At 61.4% G+C, this 14,575-nt stretch carries 16 protein-coding genes and 2 pseudogenes; 11 read left to right on the top strand and 7 right to left on the bottom strand.

From position 1 onward, the window contains the following. Positions 1-938: 938 nt before the first annotated feature. A complete protein-coding gene (locus IPF76_RS07690; protein ID WP_293841811.1) occupies positions 939-1,154 on the bottom strand; it encodes a hypothetical protein in 216 nt (71 codons plus the stop codon). Positions 1,155-1,650: 496 nt separating this feature from the next. Between IPF76_RS07690 and IPF76_RS07685 the strand changes: the two are divergent. The 11 genes and pseudogenes from IPF76_RS07685 to IPF76_RS07635 form a co-directional block, all read left to right on the top strand. Then, positions 1,651-2,089, top strand: a pseudogene (locus IPF76_RS07685) (phytanoyl-CoA dioxygenase family protein); the annotation flags it as partial. Between the two features lie 24 nt (positions 2,090-2,113). Next, positions 2,114-2,725 (top strand): GntR family transcriptional regulator, encoded by a 612-nt coding sequence (locus IPF76_RS07680; protein ID WP_037556223.1) that lies wholly within the window; start codon positions 2,114-2,116, stop codon positions 2,723-2,725. A 466-nt stretch (positions 2,726-3,191) separates the two neighbouring features. Beyond that, positions 3,192-3,590 (top strand): sigma-70 family RNA polymerase sigma factor, encoded by a 399-nt coding sequence (locus IPF76_RS07675; protein ID WP_366499269.1) that lies wholly within the window; start codon positions 3,192-3,194, stop codon positions 3,588-3,590. Beyond that, entirely contained in the window at positions 3,587-4,576 is a 990-nt protein-coding gene (locus IPF76_RS07670) for a FecR domain-containing protein (protein WP_293841808.1), read from the top strand. Before IPF76_RS07675 ends, IPF76_RS07670 begins: the two co-directional genes overlap by 4 nt. 96 nt (positions 4,577-4,672) lie before the next feature. Further along, positions 4,673-5,629, top strand: a complete 957-nt coding sequence (locus IPF76_RS07665) for a TonB-dependent receptor (RefSeq protein ID WP_293841805.1) — start codon at positions 4,673-4,675, stop codon at positions 5,627-5,629. Between the two features lie 222 nt (positions 5,630-5,851). After that, positions 5,852-6,220 (top strand): annotated as a pseudogene (locus tag IPF76_RS07660) (hypothetical protein); the annotation flags it as partial. Positions 6,221-6,282: 62 nt separating this feature from the next. After that, the gene (locus IPF76_RS07655) at positions 6,283-6,588 is read left to right on the top strand and encodes a TonB-dependent receptor (RefSeq protein WP_293841802.1); all 306 of its coding nucleotides are present in this window, start codon (positions 6,283-6,285) and stop codon (positions 6,586-6,588) included. Then, positions 6,533-7,207, top strand: a complete 675-nt coding sequence (locus tag IPF76_RS07650; RefSeq protein WP_293841799.1) for a TonB-dependent receptor — start codon at positions 6,533-6,535, stop codon at positions 7,205-7,207. The genes IPF76_RS07655 and IPF76_RS07650 overlap by 56 nt, the downstream gene beginning before the upstream one ends. 25 nt (positions 7,208-7,232) lie before the next feature. Further along, positions 7,233-7,760: a hypothetical protein gene (locus IPF76_RS07645; RefSeq protein ID WP_293841797.1), complete on the top strand. Its 528-nt coding sequence runs from the start codon at positions 7,233-7,235 to the stop codon at positions 7,758-7,760. Then, on the top strand, positions 7,753-8,199 hold the full coding sequence (locus IPF76_RS07640; RefSeq protein WP_293841794.1) for a hypothetical protein: 447 nt from the start codon (positions 7,753-7,755) through the stop codon (positions 8,197-8,199). Before IPF76_RS07645 ends, IPF76_RS07640 begins: the two co-directional genes overlap by 8 nt. Before the next feature lie 45 nt (positions 8,200-8,244). Then, on the top strand, positions 8,245-9,291 hold the full coding sequence (locus tag IPF76_RS07635; protein ID WP_293841792.1) for a prolyl oligopeptidase family serine peptidase: 1,047 nt from the start codon (positions 8,245-8,247) through the stop codon (positions 9,289-9,291). A gap of 86 nt (positions 9,292-9,377) precedes the next feature. On the opposite strand, the gene IPF76_RS07630 is transcribed toward IPF76_RS07635, so the two are convergent. From IPF76_RS07630 to IPF76_RS07605, 6 genes are all read right to left on the bottom strand, one after another. Continuing rightward, a complete protein-coding gene (locus tag IPF76_RS07630) occupies positions 9,378-10,190 on the bottom strand; it encodes an asparagine synthase-related protein (protein ID WP_293842010.1) in 813 nt (270 codons plus the stop codon). A gap of 67 nt (positions 10,191-10,257) precedes the next feature. Further along, positions 10,258-10,878 (bottom strand): asparagine synthase-related protein, encoded by a 621-nt coding sequence (locus IPF76_RS07625; RefSeq protein ID WP_293841789.1) that lies wholly within the window; start codon positions 10,876-10,878, stop codon positions 10,258-10,260. A 222-nt stretch (positions 10,879-11,100) separates the two neighbouring features. Further along, positions 11,101-11,745: a lasso peptide biosynthesis B2 protein gene (locus IPF76_RS07620; RefSeq protein WP_293841786.1), complete on the bottom strand. Its 645-nt coding sequence runs from the start codon at positions 11,743-11,745 to the stop codon at positions 11,101-11,103. A 56-nt stretch (positions 11,746-11,801) separates the two neighbouring features. Then, entirely contained in the window at positions 11,802-11,933 is a 132-nt protein-coding gene (locus IPF76_RS07615) for a hypothetical protein (protein ID WP_257545256.1), read from the bottom strand. A 770-nt stretch (positions 11,934-12,703) separates the two neighbouring features. Further along, the gene (locus IPF76_RS07610; RefSeq protein WP_293841783.1) at positions 12,704-13,873 is read right to left on the bottom strand and encodes an acyl-CoA dehydrogenase family protein; all 1,170 of its coding nucleotides are present in this window, start codon (positions 13,871-13,873) and stop codon (positions 12,704-12,706) included. Positions 13,874-14,197: 324 nt separating this feature from the next. Beyond that, a complete protein-coding gene (locus IPF76_RS07605) occupies positions 14,198-14,533 on the bottom strand; it encodes a hypothetical protein (RefSeq protein ID WP_293841780.1) in 336 nt (111 codons plus the stop codon). Positions 14,534-14,575 lie beyond the last annotated feature (42 nt).

Raw genomic sequence — 14,575 nt, 5'->3', positions numbered from 1 at the left:
ACGATCGGGTTGGTATCGGCGTCAATCGCGGTCCAAGTCCAGACGTCGCCCGCGCCTTCCGGTGCAGCCTTCGCAGCGGCGACGTTCTTTGCTTCGCGTGGCAGAAAGACCAAATCTCGTCGCCCTGGATGCGCGAGTCCTTCACGTCTTGCACCGTCTTCGTCGAAGGGTCAGCTGCCTCGCCCGCTTCAACGAGCAAGCTTGGAAATCCGTGTTGATCGGCACGTCCGCAACGCGGCTGAGATCGACCGCATGGACGATCCTTCGCAAAGACATTGCAGGATTTCCGATGCGCTTGGCGAGGCAGCGCTTGTTCATGCCCCATCACATTCGGAACTTTTAAGATTTTGCAAGCAAAGTTCAGTTTAGAATTTGACTTATCTCGATATCAAATCGATCAGACAGCAAATTTTGCGCCTGCTTAACTGGAATGTTAAGCTCTTTGGCAACGTCGCGCCATTATTCCGCCGGCTATATAGCCGTCGCGAATATGAGCAGGACAGATGACCCCGAGAGCCATCCACAAGGCCATACCATCGGCCTGCACGTGGAGGGAGCGCTTACCACTTCCGACTCGTCAAACATCTGTCGCATGTGATTTTCGAGCGCCACGGCTGTATCGGTAGCGTATTCAACCTTTTCAGGGTCGAAATAACAGTGCATAAGCTCTTTTATAGCGACGAAACGCTCAGCTTGCTCAGTCAAATTACCAGCTAAAATAATGGTATAATCATAAGTCGACATACCACCGTGCTGTATACGGGCAGACCGAAAAACAAATCCCGCAAGAACGTCTTTATCGAGTCCTGGCTCTACTTTTATAACGATGCTCCGAACCCAGTGAACCATGCTGGCATCATCGAAATACCATTGTCTAGGCAGGTGCGTTTTTGCTGTTGTCGAGAAAGATATGCCGGTTTGTATAACAAAATTAGCCCCTATCGCCTTACATAAGCGATAGGGCTAAAATCGTTGATGCTCGGGTCAATGTCTCGACCGCCACCAGCCTTAATAGAGGCAATGGCCGTCCGCATTGCGGCGGCAATTTCTTCAATCGAGCATTCCCGGCTTTCGCCCGGATAAAATTTGATATCTGAAATGGCGCTGCTCGGATCGCCGAACAGCTCTTTGCTTAAGAGGCTCAGTTCGCTCATGGTCAACTCCATCTAGCTTCGGCAGAGGCCTTGGCTATTTCCTTCCTACGTGCCGGAGTCAGCGCTTTTGCTCGCGCTATAGCTCCGGCCACTCCTACATTTTGACGGGCCACAGGGGACTCGTCATCGGCGATTTCGCCCACAGCAATCCGTGCCACCATTACCGCACGGGCAACAGAGTCGGCTGGTCGCTTCTGTCCTTGCGGACCCCTAGGCATAATAAACTCCATCCACTGTAAGCGTTTCATTTACGTTAAGAGGTCGCGATTGAACGCGGCCTGAACCTCACGGAACGCCTTCCGTTAACTCTAGGCCATTGACAATGAAAGCGCAACGTATTACGGCCCTCGCGTCTCGGGTCGTAATACGGAGGCGGACTACTCCGCTCGCCTGATTCGCGCTCTCAGCGTCAAATCCCTTGATCCTTAATATGGGAACCCGAGCGGCCGGTTCAAGTTCCGCGCGGCCCTTGCCAAATTCAAACTGAGACACTACCTGGCCGCTGACACCCTTCACAAAAGAAAACGGCGCAACGCGCATCTTTCCGAAGAGCCACGGCGTGAAGGGGATGGCGAAATCTGATCTTGGGCAACCCATTTTCGCCGAAGGCAAGCCGGGCGCGGCGATATGCTTTCTGGGATCGACTGCGCATGGGGCGGGCTCGAACCTCAGCCAAGAGGTCCGGCGCGGCGTGCTCGTCAGCTACAGCTTGGGATGGCTGAAGCCCTATGAGAATTTGTGGCTCGCCTATCCGCCCGAGGTCGCCCGGACGTTTCCTCCCGAACTGGCCGCGCTCGCCGGCTGCGCAGCACCGCCCGAATCTCGGCAATTACGAAGGGCAATGCCCATCGATCCTGCTGCAAGACGAACGGCCGGCGCATATCGGCGCGATCGACGCGCTCCGTACCGACCAGGCCGACGCCGTGTCCGAATTCCGCTGCTGCGGAAAGGAACGAAAAATGAGCCCGGCACACGTGTTCGAGCCGACCTATGAGGCGATCAAGCGTCAGCTGATGAGCGGAGAATGGGCTAGCGGCACCCGGATCGAAGCGGCCCGTCTCGCCGAAGATCTCGGGGTCAGCGTTACCCCGGTTCGCGACAGTCTCTACCGGCTCAATGGCGAGCGGATGGTCGATTTCGCACCGGGCGAGGGCTTTCACGTTCATCGGCTGACCGAAACCGAGTTTCGCGACCTGCTCGAGTTGCACCTGATCTTGCTGCTCGCGGCGCTTGCGACGGCGCCAAAAGGCTCGGCAACTTCGGTCCCCGCTGACCAGCCCTATCCCGACCGCATCGCGGACCTGTTCCTGGCGATCGCGGAGCGCTCGGCGAACAGCGAGATCGTCGCGAGCATCGCAGCGATCGGCGACAGGCTTCAGCTATCGCGTCATTTCGACGCGATGATCCTTGCCGACATCGACGCAGAGTATAACGCGATCGCGATCGCCTTCGCCGATGCAGAGCCGCAAGCGCAGGTTCGCAATCTCCTGCTCGGTTATCACGAGCGGCGCGCGCGTGAAGCGGCCAGCTACGCCCGAACGCTCGCCGGCCATCCGGGTCGACAGCCATGATCGCTGGCCGAAATGGGAGTGACGTTTTGCTTGTCAGCGCCGCCTACAATTGACATGATTCGACGGCGCAGGAGCATCGCTGGCAGTTCCTGCGCGGAATATTTCGCCAGGCATCATATGCGCCAGTCCCTGACCGGACCGGCGGCCCAACCGGTCCATGGTTCGCGCGAGCGACCAAACGGCGGCACAGCACTGGAAGACGGGCTCCTGGCGAATGCCGGCTGGTCCCGTTCGTGCCTCCGGGATTTTCTGTCGTGTCTTCCTGTACCTGCGGCGACCGTGCGCCGCCGCGTCACCCCTTTTCGGTGTCCTCGGCCTGCCATGCCCATCCGGCCGATCGTCCCCCTTCGGCCGATGAGCGTCCAGAAGCCGGGCACGATCTGGACGCGATATATCGGACCCATCGCATATCGCTCTTCCATTTCCTTTCGCCGCAAAGCAGGGAGCCGAGGAAGCACCGGACCTAGTGCAGGAAGTGTTTGCTCGCGCCGCGGGGAGCGCACAGCGCCACCAGCTCATCAATCCGGGCGGGTTTCTTCGCCGCATCGCCCAAAATCTCCTTATCGATCGCGCGCGGCGCCAGAAGTCCGCGCGGGCGATCTTCTTTCCGCTTCGCGAGGAGCGCGACGGCGCGACGCCTGCGGCGCAGGAGTGGAACCTCGAAGCCGCGGACCTGCTGCGATTGTATGAAACGGCGGTTGACGCCATGCCGCCAAAAACGCGCCGCGTTTTCCTGATGCACCGGGTGGACGAACTCAGTTATCGCGAGATACACGAACTGCTGGGCATCAGCATCGCAACGGTGGAATATCATATGATGAAAGCGCTCGGTCAGATTTCAAAGTTGGTGGACGGCGGCCGATGACGAGCACAAGCGGCGGCAACTATCCCGTCGATGAGGTCGCGCAGGCGTGGCTGATCAAGATGCGCGGCGAGGACGCCGGCGCGCTGCGCGGAGAGTTTGAAGCGTGGCTCCTCGCATCGGCCGATCATGGCGAAGCCTACCGCCGCGCCGAACGCCGCATGGCGGCCATGGCGGTTCTCAGGACCTCGCAGCGCCACGGAACAAGCCATGCCGAAGCGCGGCGGGGCCGGGTTCGCGGCTGGCTGCCATGGGGCGCCGCCGCGACCGCAATCGCGCTGCTGATTGTAGCATTCGGGGCTGGAGGCGCCTCCCTTCCCGGCCAGCCCGGCAGTGCGTCCACCGCGCGCGCCGCCGAACCCCTGATTACGCAGCGCGGCGAGATCCGCACGTTCCGGCTTGCCGACGGCTCGCGCGCGACGCTTGATACCGACAGCCGGCTGGACGTCGCGTTCGGAGACGGCGACCGCAGCGTCCGCTTGGTAAAGGGCAGGGTCCGTCTTTCCATCGCCAAGCAAGCTAAACCGCTCCATATCGACGCCGGGACAGGCGCAGCAATCGCGAACGATGCCGAGATCGACCTTAGCCTCGACGAGGCCGGAACGGTCAGTGCGGCCCTCCGGCGCGGCGAGGCCGGCCTGCGCGCAGACGCCAAAACCGGTCCTGCGACCGCGTTGTCACAGGGAAAGACGCTGACCTATCGGCGTGATGGCAAGTTGCAGTTCGGTATGGCCCAAGCGTCTGACATTCCCGCAAACTGGCCCGAAGGCTGGGCCGAATATCGTTCGATAAGGCTCGACCGACTGGTTGCGGAGGCCAATCGCTATGCCGTCATCCCGATCGTGATCGACGATGCGGCGAGCGCCGCGCTTGAGGTTTCCGGCCGCTTCCATCTTAGCGAGACCGATGCTTTCGCTGAACGGATCGCAACCCTGTTCGGTCTCAGGGTCGAACGCACGGCGAGAGCCATCCATCTTCGCCGCCGATAATTTTTCACCCAAGACTAAGGGGCTCCCCTTCGCCCCGTCAACGCACCCCCACTGGCCGCCTGCCTGAAGCACGGCCGAGGAAATGGGGGAGTGATAATGTTGAAGAAGTCCCGTTCGCTGGTCGCGCTGCTGGTCGGCAGTGCCACCTGTTTTTCACCTACGGTTGCGCTGGCCATGCAGCAACAGCGCCAGCCCTACGATATGCCCGCGCAGGATCTCGACGACGCGCTGCGCAGCGCTGCCACGATTGCCGACATCGAGCTCTACGCATCGTCGCGCGATCTTGATGGAAAGACTGCGCCGCCGTTGAAAGGCGAGCTGACGAGCCGCGAAGCAATCGAGGCGCTCCTCAAAGGTAGCGGGCTCACCGCAAGGTTCGAGGTCGGCTCGGTGGTCATTTCCAGACTCGCCTCCGCCGAAAATGCCGCCGCGACCGAGGCCGAGCCGATTGTCGTGACGGGGTCACGGATCACGGGCGCGCCCACGGCAACCCCTGTGATCCGGGTGACCTCGGAAGACATCCGCAACTCCGGCCATGCCGATCTTGGCGAGGTGGCGCGCAGCTTGCCGCAGAATTTCGGCGGCGGCCAGAATCCCGGGATCGGAAATTCGCAAGGCGCCGCGAATGAAAACGTGAACGCCAATGGCGCATCGACTTTCAACCTGCGCGGTATCGGTCCCAATGCGACACTGACGCTGATCAACGGCAATCGCTTTGCCTACAGCAGCGTCAATTCGGTGATCGACGTCAGCGCCATTCCCATCGCGGCGGTCGACCGCGTTGAGGTCGTGGCCGATGGGGCATCGGCCATCTACGGCGCCGACGCGGTCGCCGGGGTCGTCAATATTCTTCTCAAGCGCGACTATAAGGGCGTATCGACCAGCGCCCGGCTCGGCCTTCGACCGACGGCGGCAATTTCCAGCACCAATATAATCTTCTCGGCGGATCGCGCTGGTCGGACGGCGGCATCATCGCGGCCTATGATTATTCGCACGGTACCGCGATCCGGGCGAAAGATCGCAGCTATGCCTTCGCCAACAACCCCGATTTGACGCTCTTCCCTGCCCTTCGCCGACACGCGGTTCTGCTGAGCGGTCACCAGTCGCTTGGCGGCGGCGTCACCCTGGCTGCCGATCTTATTTACAAGCGCGGAAGGATGGAGTCGGCGACCGGTTTCACGGTCGCTCAGCCGCTCGAAACTCAGGGCTTGAGGCGCGCACCAAGTTCGAAACATTTGGCGTCGCACCGACGCTGTCGGCCGCACTGTCGGCCAATTGGAAGCTGAAAGCGGGCGCGTTTTTCGGCACCGACACGACCGATGGCATCAGCCAGAACTTCAGCGGCGGCGCGCCGAGCACTGCCACCGCGCGGCACTTCTTCAACCGGAATATCGCGGTGGAGGCGGGACTGGAGGGTCGCTGTTCGAGCTCCCCGCGGGCCCCGCGCGACTGGCCTTTGGCGGCGGCTATCGCACCAACCGTTTCAAATCCGAAATCGGAACCCGCAGCTTTTCACGCTCGCGCCGCAATCATTTCGCCTATGGCGAGCTTTTACTGCCGATCGCGGACCCCGATCAGGATCTGGCCTTTGCGCACCGCGCTTCGCTGACCGGGGCGCTGCGCTATGAGGATTATTCGGACTCCGGCGACATCGTCACCCCGAAGCTGAGCTTCGTCTATGATCCGGTCGAGCAGGTCCGGCTGGGGTGTCATGGGGCAAATCCTTCAAACTTCCGACGCTCTATCAACAATATTCCGGCTATGTTGCGCTGCTCGTGCCGGTCGGCGGCTTCGGCCAGGGATTTCCCGCTGGTTCGACCGTCGCTTATGCTCTCGGGCCGAACGACCAGCTCGAGCCTGAACGCTCCGAAAACTGGACCTTCAGCGCGACCGTGAAACCGCTCCATGGTCTTGAGGTTTCGGCAAGCTATTTTCGGATCGACTATAAGGATCGCGTTGCGCCGCCGCTCGCCTCGGGCGCCGGGGTTCCTGAACAATCCGATCTTTGCTGATCTCGTTACCTTAAATCCTGCGCCGGCCCTGCTCGACACCATCTTCGCCGGTGCCGATGGCGGGCTCCAGAACATTACGGGGTCTCCCTACGACCCGGCGCGCGTCGTCGCCTTCCTCGATGCTCGCGACCGCAATATCGCGCGGCAGAAATATCGCGGCGTCGACATCGCGGTACGATATGATGCCCAGCTTGGCAGCGACCGGCAGCTGAGCCTGAACGCCGGAGCCACCTGGCTCGACAGCAGTCAGCAATTGCTTCCCGGCCTGCCGGTGACCGACCTCGCGGGAACAATCTTCCGCCCGCCGCATTTTCGGGCGCGCGGCGGGCTCACGCTGAGCGACAAGGCCTTCTCGCTCGCGGCCTTTCTCAATCACAGCGCGAGCGTCACGGACAATCGTCGTCCGGCAGCCATCAAACTTAGCGGATCGACAACGCTTGACCTGACCGGCCGATTGCGGCTCGGCGCAGGCACGGAAGTTGCGCTGAGCGCACAGAATGTCTTCAACAGCAAGCCGGAGCCGATCTTCACCACCTCGCCTTTCGATGCTCCGTTTGACACGACGAACGGGTCAGCAATTGGCCGCTTCCTGAGCGTCACGGTTCGGCATGACTGGTAGCATCCGCCTATGGCCGCTTCTTCTGTTGGTCGGTCTCGCTAACAGCGGGACGGCCGTCGCGGAGGAAGGTCGGCGCTGGACGCTCGAAGATGTGGTGACCGTCCCGGCGGAGTTCGAATTGAGCTTGGCGAGCGACGGCAAGTCGCTCGCCTATCTCGAACGGCGAGCGGATCTCCAAAAGAATGAGACCGTCTCAATTCTTCATCTGTTTGACCTGCGCTCGCGCGCCTCGCGCGAGATTCTGCGCGCGGCGAGCGCAGAGCAGCTCCGACCGTTGCCGAACGGCACGGGCTGGAGCCTACTGCTAGATCGGGGCGACGAGCTTCAGCTCTATGCGCTCGACGCCGAAGGGACGATCAAACCGCTGCTGGTGCGCGATGCGAAGGTTACCGTCGGCCAGACCGAAGGCGCGCTGTTCGCCGTAGAAGCGGTGCGCCGCGCCGGATCGGGATTTTATCACGACTGGTCTCCCGACGGACAATGGCTTTGGTACGCCACGCTAAAGCCGAAGTTCGGAACCGGCCAATGTTGCCATCGACGACGCGGTGGTTAGCCAGCGCAATCGGCGTCGCGCGCCGGTCGGGGCGATCGTAGAACTGCGCATACGGTCGGCGACGGGCGAAGACTGGCTGGTCGCATCGCGGCCATCCGGCGACCGGCTTGCTTTCTATTATGGCGGCCATGTCGAATGGACCGACGAAGGGCCGCGCTACCAGTTAGAGCAATCCGATGCGGAGCGGGCCGACGGCATCGGGACCTTTTCCTGGAGCTTTGTAACCAACGCCAGCCGGCCCATTCAGGAAAGTTCGGGTTTTCCGGCGATCGGTCTGGTGCGCGGCCCGAATGGCGGAACTCTTGCAAGCGAGGGTTTCGGCAGGACGCTTGCCCTCACGGAGACGCACACCGATGGCCGAAAACTCACTATGGTCGCCAGCCCTATTACATCGGCGACCCGCGTTCGGCAGGAAATTGGCTCTCGGGGGATGGGCTAAGCGCGCTGCTGGGGGTGCGAAACGACCTCGCATCCACGGTACGGGTTGGTTTTGCTTACCGGTCGGCACGCAACGTCGCTGATCCGCCCCGGCAGCTTGACGGCCTGCGACTTTCGCGAGGATCTCGCGTGGGGCATTTGCGTCGAGGAAGGGCTGAACCAGGCGCCACGGTTCGTCCGTGTCGAACCGAAAGACGGGCGCGTGCAGGCCATCGCTCCGCTCTCCGCTGCTCATGATTCGATCGCACCGTTGCGCGTCACGCCGCATCAATGGACAAACCGGCTCGGCTACCGATCGACCGGATTCATCGTCTGGCCTCGCAATTACCAGACAAGCAGTCGCTACCCGGCGATCATCATCACTCATGGCAGCGATGCGGACGAGCGCTTCGCGAACGTCGATCTGCAATGGAACTACCCCGCTCAGCTGTTCGCCGAGCGCGGATATGTCGTCATTCTCACGAACGACCCCTCGGCTCGGCAGCAGGCTGACCTTTGGCACGCCTATATGGAGTGGTCGGGCGGCCCAGGCACACTCGGTCCCGAAAAGCTGCGCGAGCTGATCTGGATCAACGGCGTCTATAGTTTTGAAGACGCGATCGCCGAGTTGGCAAGCGAAGGCATTGTCGATCCCGACCGCATTGGCATTGCCGGGTACAGTCGGGGATCGCAGATGGTGAATGTCGCGATGACCCAATCGGAGATGTTTCGCGCTGCTTCCAGCGGGGACGGGAATTATCTTGAACCCGCATCCTATTCAGATCCGAAAGACGGGTATCACGCCGTCTTCGGCGGCCCACCTTCAGGTCGTTACCTCGACGCCTATCGCCAGCTGTCGCCCTCGCTCCGTGCCGATAGGGCGTGTGCTCCGGTCCTTCAGCAAATGGCTTCTCCCTTTGCGGGAGCGATCGATTTCTACGCCGCGCTGCGCGAAGCAAAGGTTCCTGCGCAGATCAGTCTCTATCCTGGCGAGACCACCGCCACCGATGAGACCCATCTGTTTCACATCCCTCAATCGGCTGCGCGCGATGCGAGAGAATCTGGCGTGGTTCGATTTTTGGCTTCGCGATCGGCGCGACCCGGATCTGGATGACAGAGGGCATTCGACCGCTGGGCGAAGATGGCGGCGCAATGGAGGACAAGGTGTGTGCAGACGCGAGGCGCCGAGCGGCGATAGCCTTATGACGCGCGAACATCCGTCCACCAACGAACCCAGCTTTCCGCCGCGCAAAGTGCGAGGATGCGCTGCGCCTTTTCGAAGCCCGCCACCGTCGGCTGCGAGGCTCCTTCCAAGGTCCTGAGGTCGAGCAGACCGGCCCGCGCCAGCAGGCCAGTGCGCAGCAGGTCGCCGGCATGTTCCGCGTTCGCCTGGAATATGCGCTGCATGAAGCCGCCCGGCCCGCCCTTGGACGTGCGGCGCAATAATTGCACAGGGACGATGGGTTTGAATGCCGCCCGAGCGACGGCGCGATCCCTGCCGCCCTCGATCCACTGCCATGTCGGGATTGACAGGCATGTTTCGACGATTGGTTGCGACAGGAGCGGCGCGACATGCTGCGGATGGGAGCGGCGGGGATACAGCTCGATGCTGCGATGCGCGCGCGCCAGCAGCCTGACATGCGCCGCCTTGCCGGGCGGCGTGCCTTCGGGCGCTTCCATCCATGGATGGGGCGGCCTCGGCACATCCAGCTCGGCGATCGCGGCGGAAGAAAGCCCGGAAGTGTCGCGATGAAGTTTTACGGGCCGGCTGCAGTCACGATAGCGATCCCAGGCGTGCCGCAAGATGGTCGCACCGCTGGCTCCCGTCAGATCGCTCAAATCGCGCAGGGTGTCGAAAAGCCCGTGACGCGGTCCCTGCGCCATGAAACGATCGACGAACGGCGAGGCGCTGCGGATCGCACAGAAGATATTGTCCCCGCCATTGCCCGAGAAGAAGGCATCGATTTGATGCTCGCGGCGGAGCTCTTCATGAGCCGACGCGATTGCCTGCATGTAGAATGGCGCGTGCGGCCAAGGGTGGTGCGGCGCCACGGCGCGATCAATCTCAACCTTGCCGAGGTCATAGTGGGCTTCCAAGCAAGGGAACGCCGATCGCCTTGGCGAGAATGGAAGCATAACGGCGCTCATCACCAATCGCATCGTCTTCGATCATCGTCAGGCAATGAAGCGCGGCGGCGTGGCGAGATGCGGCGCCGGCGACAATCGAGGAATCGAGGCCGCCAGATACGCCGATCAATATGGAATCGAAGCAGGACGCCCAGCTTTCGATACAGTCGAGCGCCACGGCGCGAAGCTTACCGGCGGCCACCTCGAACCGCTTGTTAGGGACCTGCGTCCAATCCCACGGTGACCACCAGCTTTCCAGACGACGCGATCCCGAAGTAATGATCAGACATTCCCCTGGAAGCAGTACCTGGACACCTTCGAGGCAGGTTTCTCGGCTAGGCGCGCCCCCATTAGCCAGAAACCGCGCAACTGCCGGATAATCGACGCCGCCACGTCTGCCGAGATCGGCAGCGTCGCTCGACGCTGTGACGCCCGCCCCATCGGCGCGGTAATAGACGGGCAACAACCCCGACGGGTCGCGAAATATCGCGAGACCTCCACCGGGCCGTGCCAGGATGGCGACATAGCCGCCCCAATAGTCGGACACGAGCGACCGGCCGCTAGACGCCGCCATTTTGCTTACCGCCGTTTCATGCAGATCCAACGACGCGGCGGCTCTTTTCGCCTCGCTCGAACAGATGGCCGATCAGATATCCATGCCCACCCAGGGCAAGCGGCTGTTGATCGTACCAGAGCCGCGCGCTTGGAAGCGATAAGGTGGATGAGTCCGCTTCAATCTCGTCACGATCAGCCTGTCCTGAAGCGTCGGAAATCTCTATGCGAAAATACCTCGGCATCAGGCGACCAATATCGGTGTGTAGGGGGTCACCACATCGAGCGGATCGGTCAATACCGCCGAGCCCAGCTGCACCCAGCAATGCGCTGCGAATGGCAAAGTTACGCCGATCACCAGCCGGGCCTCGCACCCCTTTCCGGCCAGCACGCGGCGCATCGCGACGCCGCGGCTGAGGCATTCATCCATGCCGGAAAGATAATGCCGCGCTCGCTTAAACGCGGCGGCTACTTGGCGCGCATCCGACCGTTGAACGTGCGGTGGTACTGGCACGCCTTGCGAAAGATTGGGCAGGATTTCTATTAGAGCGAGTTTCCGAACATGCCGCTGAGCTATGGCCAGGGCAAATACCGCACGGGCCGTTTCAACCGCGGAACCCCTTTCGAGATCCGGCTCCTCTCGAAGGCTGCTGGTCGGAGCGATCTCTTCGGAAAAAGGTCGATCAATCGGTGGCGCCAGGTGGTGCAAACCGCGTGCGGCAAGCCAATCCGCGTCGCCCTCCTCTTGCGCGCCCCTGACGATCCGGCAAAAGCGATCAGCCGCACTCTGCTCCAGCATGAAATAGCGATCGCGGGACAAGTCCAGAAAGACGAAGGTGCCGCCGACTCTGCACCAATGCGTGGCAGCTGAACTGATGACATTCATCATGGAAGCGCGCGACGGAGCGGTGGCGTGCAGTGCGAGGACTGCACGCCACGCGTCAGTCAATCGTCGGCGCTGATGCCGCCGAGGATAAACTTGTCCCCGGGCTGTACGTCCTGCTGGCCCGACGGCAGCGCGCCGAGGGTTTCGTCCTGGGCGGCGCCGAGATCGATGATGTCGTCATGCGTTTTCATGTCACGTTCCTTTTCAAGGTTGCGACCAAGATGAGTCGCAGTTGAAAAGTATGCCTCGCGCCAGAGCGCTACTATTTAATAATCCAATTATTATTCTAGGCGTTGCATCGCGAAAAAGTGACCGAGCAAAGGAAACGCGCGTCTGGAGCACGTACCACCACCTTTAGCAATTGCCTGGACATACGTGGCGGAACCCGGTCACTCGCCCAGTTGACTGTACGGGCGCGCGCCTATGTCCAACAGATCGACCGCAATCAGCAACCAAAACTGGAACCGAAAATGGATCTAATTGGCGTATGCCGTCCAAAGCTGCGCGGCGGGGTTGCGCGCCTGCGATACCGGCGATCGCTAGATCGTCTGACCCTGCCCGGCGGTGGTAGCCTGAACTGGTCCAATTTTCTGATGAGAGGCACCAAATTCTTACCCACGGCGCGGCACTTTTCGCGACCCTGGAGAGGCTAACTGAGGGAGCATATGAGAGGCAATCTACAGGATTTGAACCGCTGACCTTCGCCATCGGAGAGTCGTCAAGATTGGTCTTGGAAAGGTCCGATCGACGAGCAGATTTGCGCGTGGACACGAGGTTTTTTGGCCCCTCAAAACGGTGATTGCTGGGTGATTGCTGGCCAATTTTTCGAGGTCAAAATTCTGTAAAAAATCATTCTATTTCAATAGCATGATTGACCTGGCACATGAAGTCTGGTATTTCCGTTACCGGCGCAAGGACTGGGCCGCAGGCTGACTATCACAGAGCGGGGCGCGATGACCGATCAGTTCGCCGCCGCAAATTCGCGCAGCATGTGCTTGGCGATCTGGAGTTGCAGGATCTGCGTCGTGCCTTCGTAGATGCGATAGATGCGGGCATCGCGAAAGAAGCGTTCGGCATCATATTCGGCAAGATAGCCCGCGCCGCCATAGACCTGAACGCATGCATCGACGACGCGGCCGCACATTTCGGAAGCAAATACCTTGAACGCCGCCGCCTTGCGCAGGACATTTTCGCCCGCGTCGGCGCGCGCGGTGACGTCGGCCATCATGCATTCGGCGGCGTAGATGTCGATTTCGCTCTGCGCGAGCATCTGCTGGATGAGCTGGAAGTTGGCGATCGGTTCGCCAAACGCCTTGCGCTCGGTCGCGTAACGCACCGCGCTGTCGAGCGCGCGGCGCGCATAGGCGGTCGCGGCGGCGCCGACGGACATGCGGCCATTGTCGAGGCTCATCATCGCATAAGCAAAACCCTTGCCCAGTTCGCCGCCGAGCAGCGCCTCGCCGCCGACGCGAACGTCTTCCATGATGACGTCGGCGATATGGCTGCCCGACTGACCCATCTTCTTGTCCGCCTTGCCGATCGTCACGCCCGCGCTGTCGAGCGGAACGAGAAACGCCGAGACATGGGCATTCTTCGGAAGATTCTCCTTGCTCGTCCGCGCCATGATCAGGCCGATCTTGGCAAAGGGCGAATTGGTGATGTAGCGCTTTGTGCCATTGAGCACCCAGCCGTTGTCGGTTTGGACCGCGGTCGCCTGCAGCCCCGCCGAATCCGACCCCGACCCCGGCTCGGTCAGGCCGAAACAGGCGATCTCGCCCGCCGCGATGCGCGGCAGCCATTCAGCCTTTTGCGCATCGGTGCCGCCATTCTTGAGCGCCGAAGCGACCATGCCGATATTGATCGAGATGATCGAACGGAACGCCGGCATCGCATAGGACAATGTGTGGATGGTGCGGACATATTGGCTGACGTTCATGCCCGCGCCGCCGAATTCCTCGGGGATCGTCAACCCGAACAGCCCCATGTCGCGCATTTCGGCGAGGATGTCGGCGGGGATCTGGTCAGTCTCGATGATCCCCGCTTCGGCGGGGAGCAAACGGTCACGCACATAGCGTTCAAGCTGTTCGATGAACTGGTCAAAGATGTCCGCGTCCATGCCGGGATTGCTCATGCTTTTGATCCTCATATCGGGCCGCAGGGACCGACGTGCGCCGACACTTCGCCGCCGTGCACGAAACTGGATCACCGGCGCCAAGCCTCCGTGGCACCGCTAAAGAGCGTGCGCACGGATTTGGCAAGATGCGTTGCAGCCCGTTTGGAACGAAACGCACAAGGCGGCGGGGACCTCGCCGCTATCGGCAGGCGCCTGCAAAAAGCCGATCGGTTCGGTTTCGCGCAAACAAAATGGGGCGGCCTCTTTACGAGTGCCGCCCCAGTTTAGTGGAACCGTCGGGGAGAGGGAGAGGACGGTCCGGAGATTGGTGTCTTTTCTAGCTTAACGCGACGCCATCTGGCTGTCGGTTTCGACTTCGGCGACGCCGGCGATTTTCAGCGCGGCGCGGAACTGCTTTGCAGCGGCGCGTTCGTTGCCCGCTTCGCACAGCTTCTTGCCGGTCGAAACAAAGCGCTTGGCGCTCGCCTGCTTGCCGCCGTCAACGCCGGTGGCGGCGACATGAGCCTGTTCGGCCAGACCGGCGCAGCGATAGTCGCTGCCCGACTGGGCATAAGCGGGGGTTGCGGTTGCGATCAGGCCGGTGAAAGCCAGCGCCGATGCAGCGACGATGGCGAAAGCGGCGGGAAAGCGGCGGAAAGAGGAGAGTTGATAGGCCATGGGAGAGGTTCCTTTCGTTTCGTTGTGCAACCTTTTTAGGCG

Source organism: Sphingopyxis sp., assembly GCF_016704835.1.
In the GTDB taxonomy this organism is placed as follows: Bacteria; Pseudomonadota; Alphaproteobacteria; order Sphingomonadales; family Sphingomonadaceae; genus Sphingopyxis.
The sequence above is the reverse complement of the archived record's forward strand: the minus strand, read 5'-3'. Positions and strand labels throughout refer to the sequence as shown.

Coding starts and splice junctions, on each gene's coding strand:
- IPF76_RS07630 (WP_293842010.1), bottom strand. CDS start 10,190: ATGCAGGCAATCGCGTCGGCTCATGAAGAGCTCCGCCGCGAGCATCAA.
- IPF76_RS07680 (WP_037556223.1), top strand. CDS start 2,114: ATGAGCCCGGCACACGTGTTCGAGCCGACCTATGAGGCGATCAAGCGT.
- IPF76_RS07620 (WP_293841786.1), bottom strand. CDS start 11,745: ATGATGAATGTCATCAGTTCAGCTGCCACGCATTGGTGCAGAGTCGGC.
- IPF76_RS07625 (WP_293841789.1), bottom strand. CDS start 10,878: ATGGCGGCGTCTAGCGGCCGGTCGCTCGTGTCCGACTATTGGGGCGGC.
- IPF76_RS07605 (WP_293841780.1), bottom strand. CDS start 14,533: ATGGCCTATCAACTCTCCTCTTTCCGCCGCTTTCCCGCCGCTTTCGCC.
- IPF76_RS07615 (WP_257545256.1), bottom strand. CDS start 11,933: ATGAAAACGCATGACGACATCATCGATCTCGGCGCCGCCCAGGACGAA.
- IPF76_RS07670 (WP_293841808.1), top strand. CDS start 3,587: ATGACGAGCACAAGCGGCGGCAACTATCCCGTCGATGAGGTCGCGCAG.
- IPF76_RS07610 (WP_293841783.1), bottom strand. CDS start 13,873: ATGAGCAATCCCGGCATGGACGCGGACATCTTTGACCAGTTCATCGAA.
- IPF76_RS07690 (WP_293841811.1), bottom strand. CDS start 1,154: ATGAGCGAACTGAGCCTCTTAAGCAAAGAGCTGTTCGGCGATCCGAGC.
- IPF76_RS07665 (WP_293841805.1), top strand. CDS start 4,673: ATGTTGAAGAAGTCCCGTTCGCTGGTCGCGCTGCTGGTCGGCAGTGCC.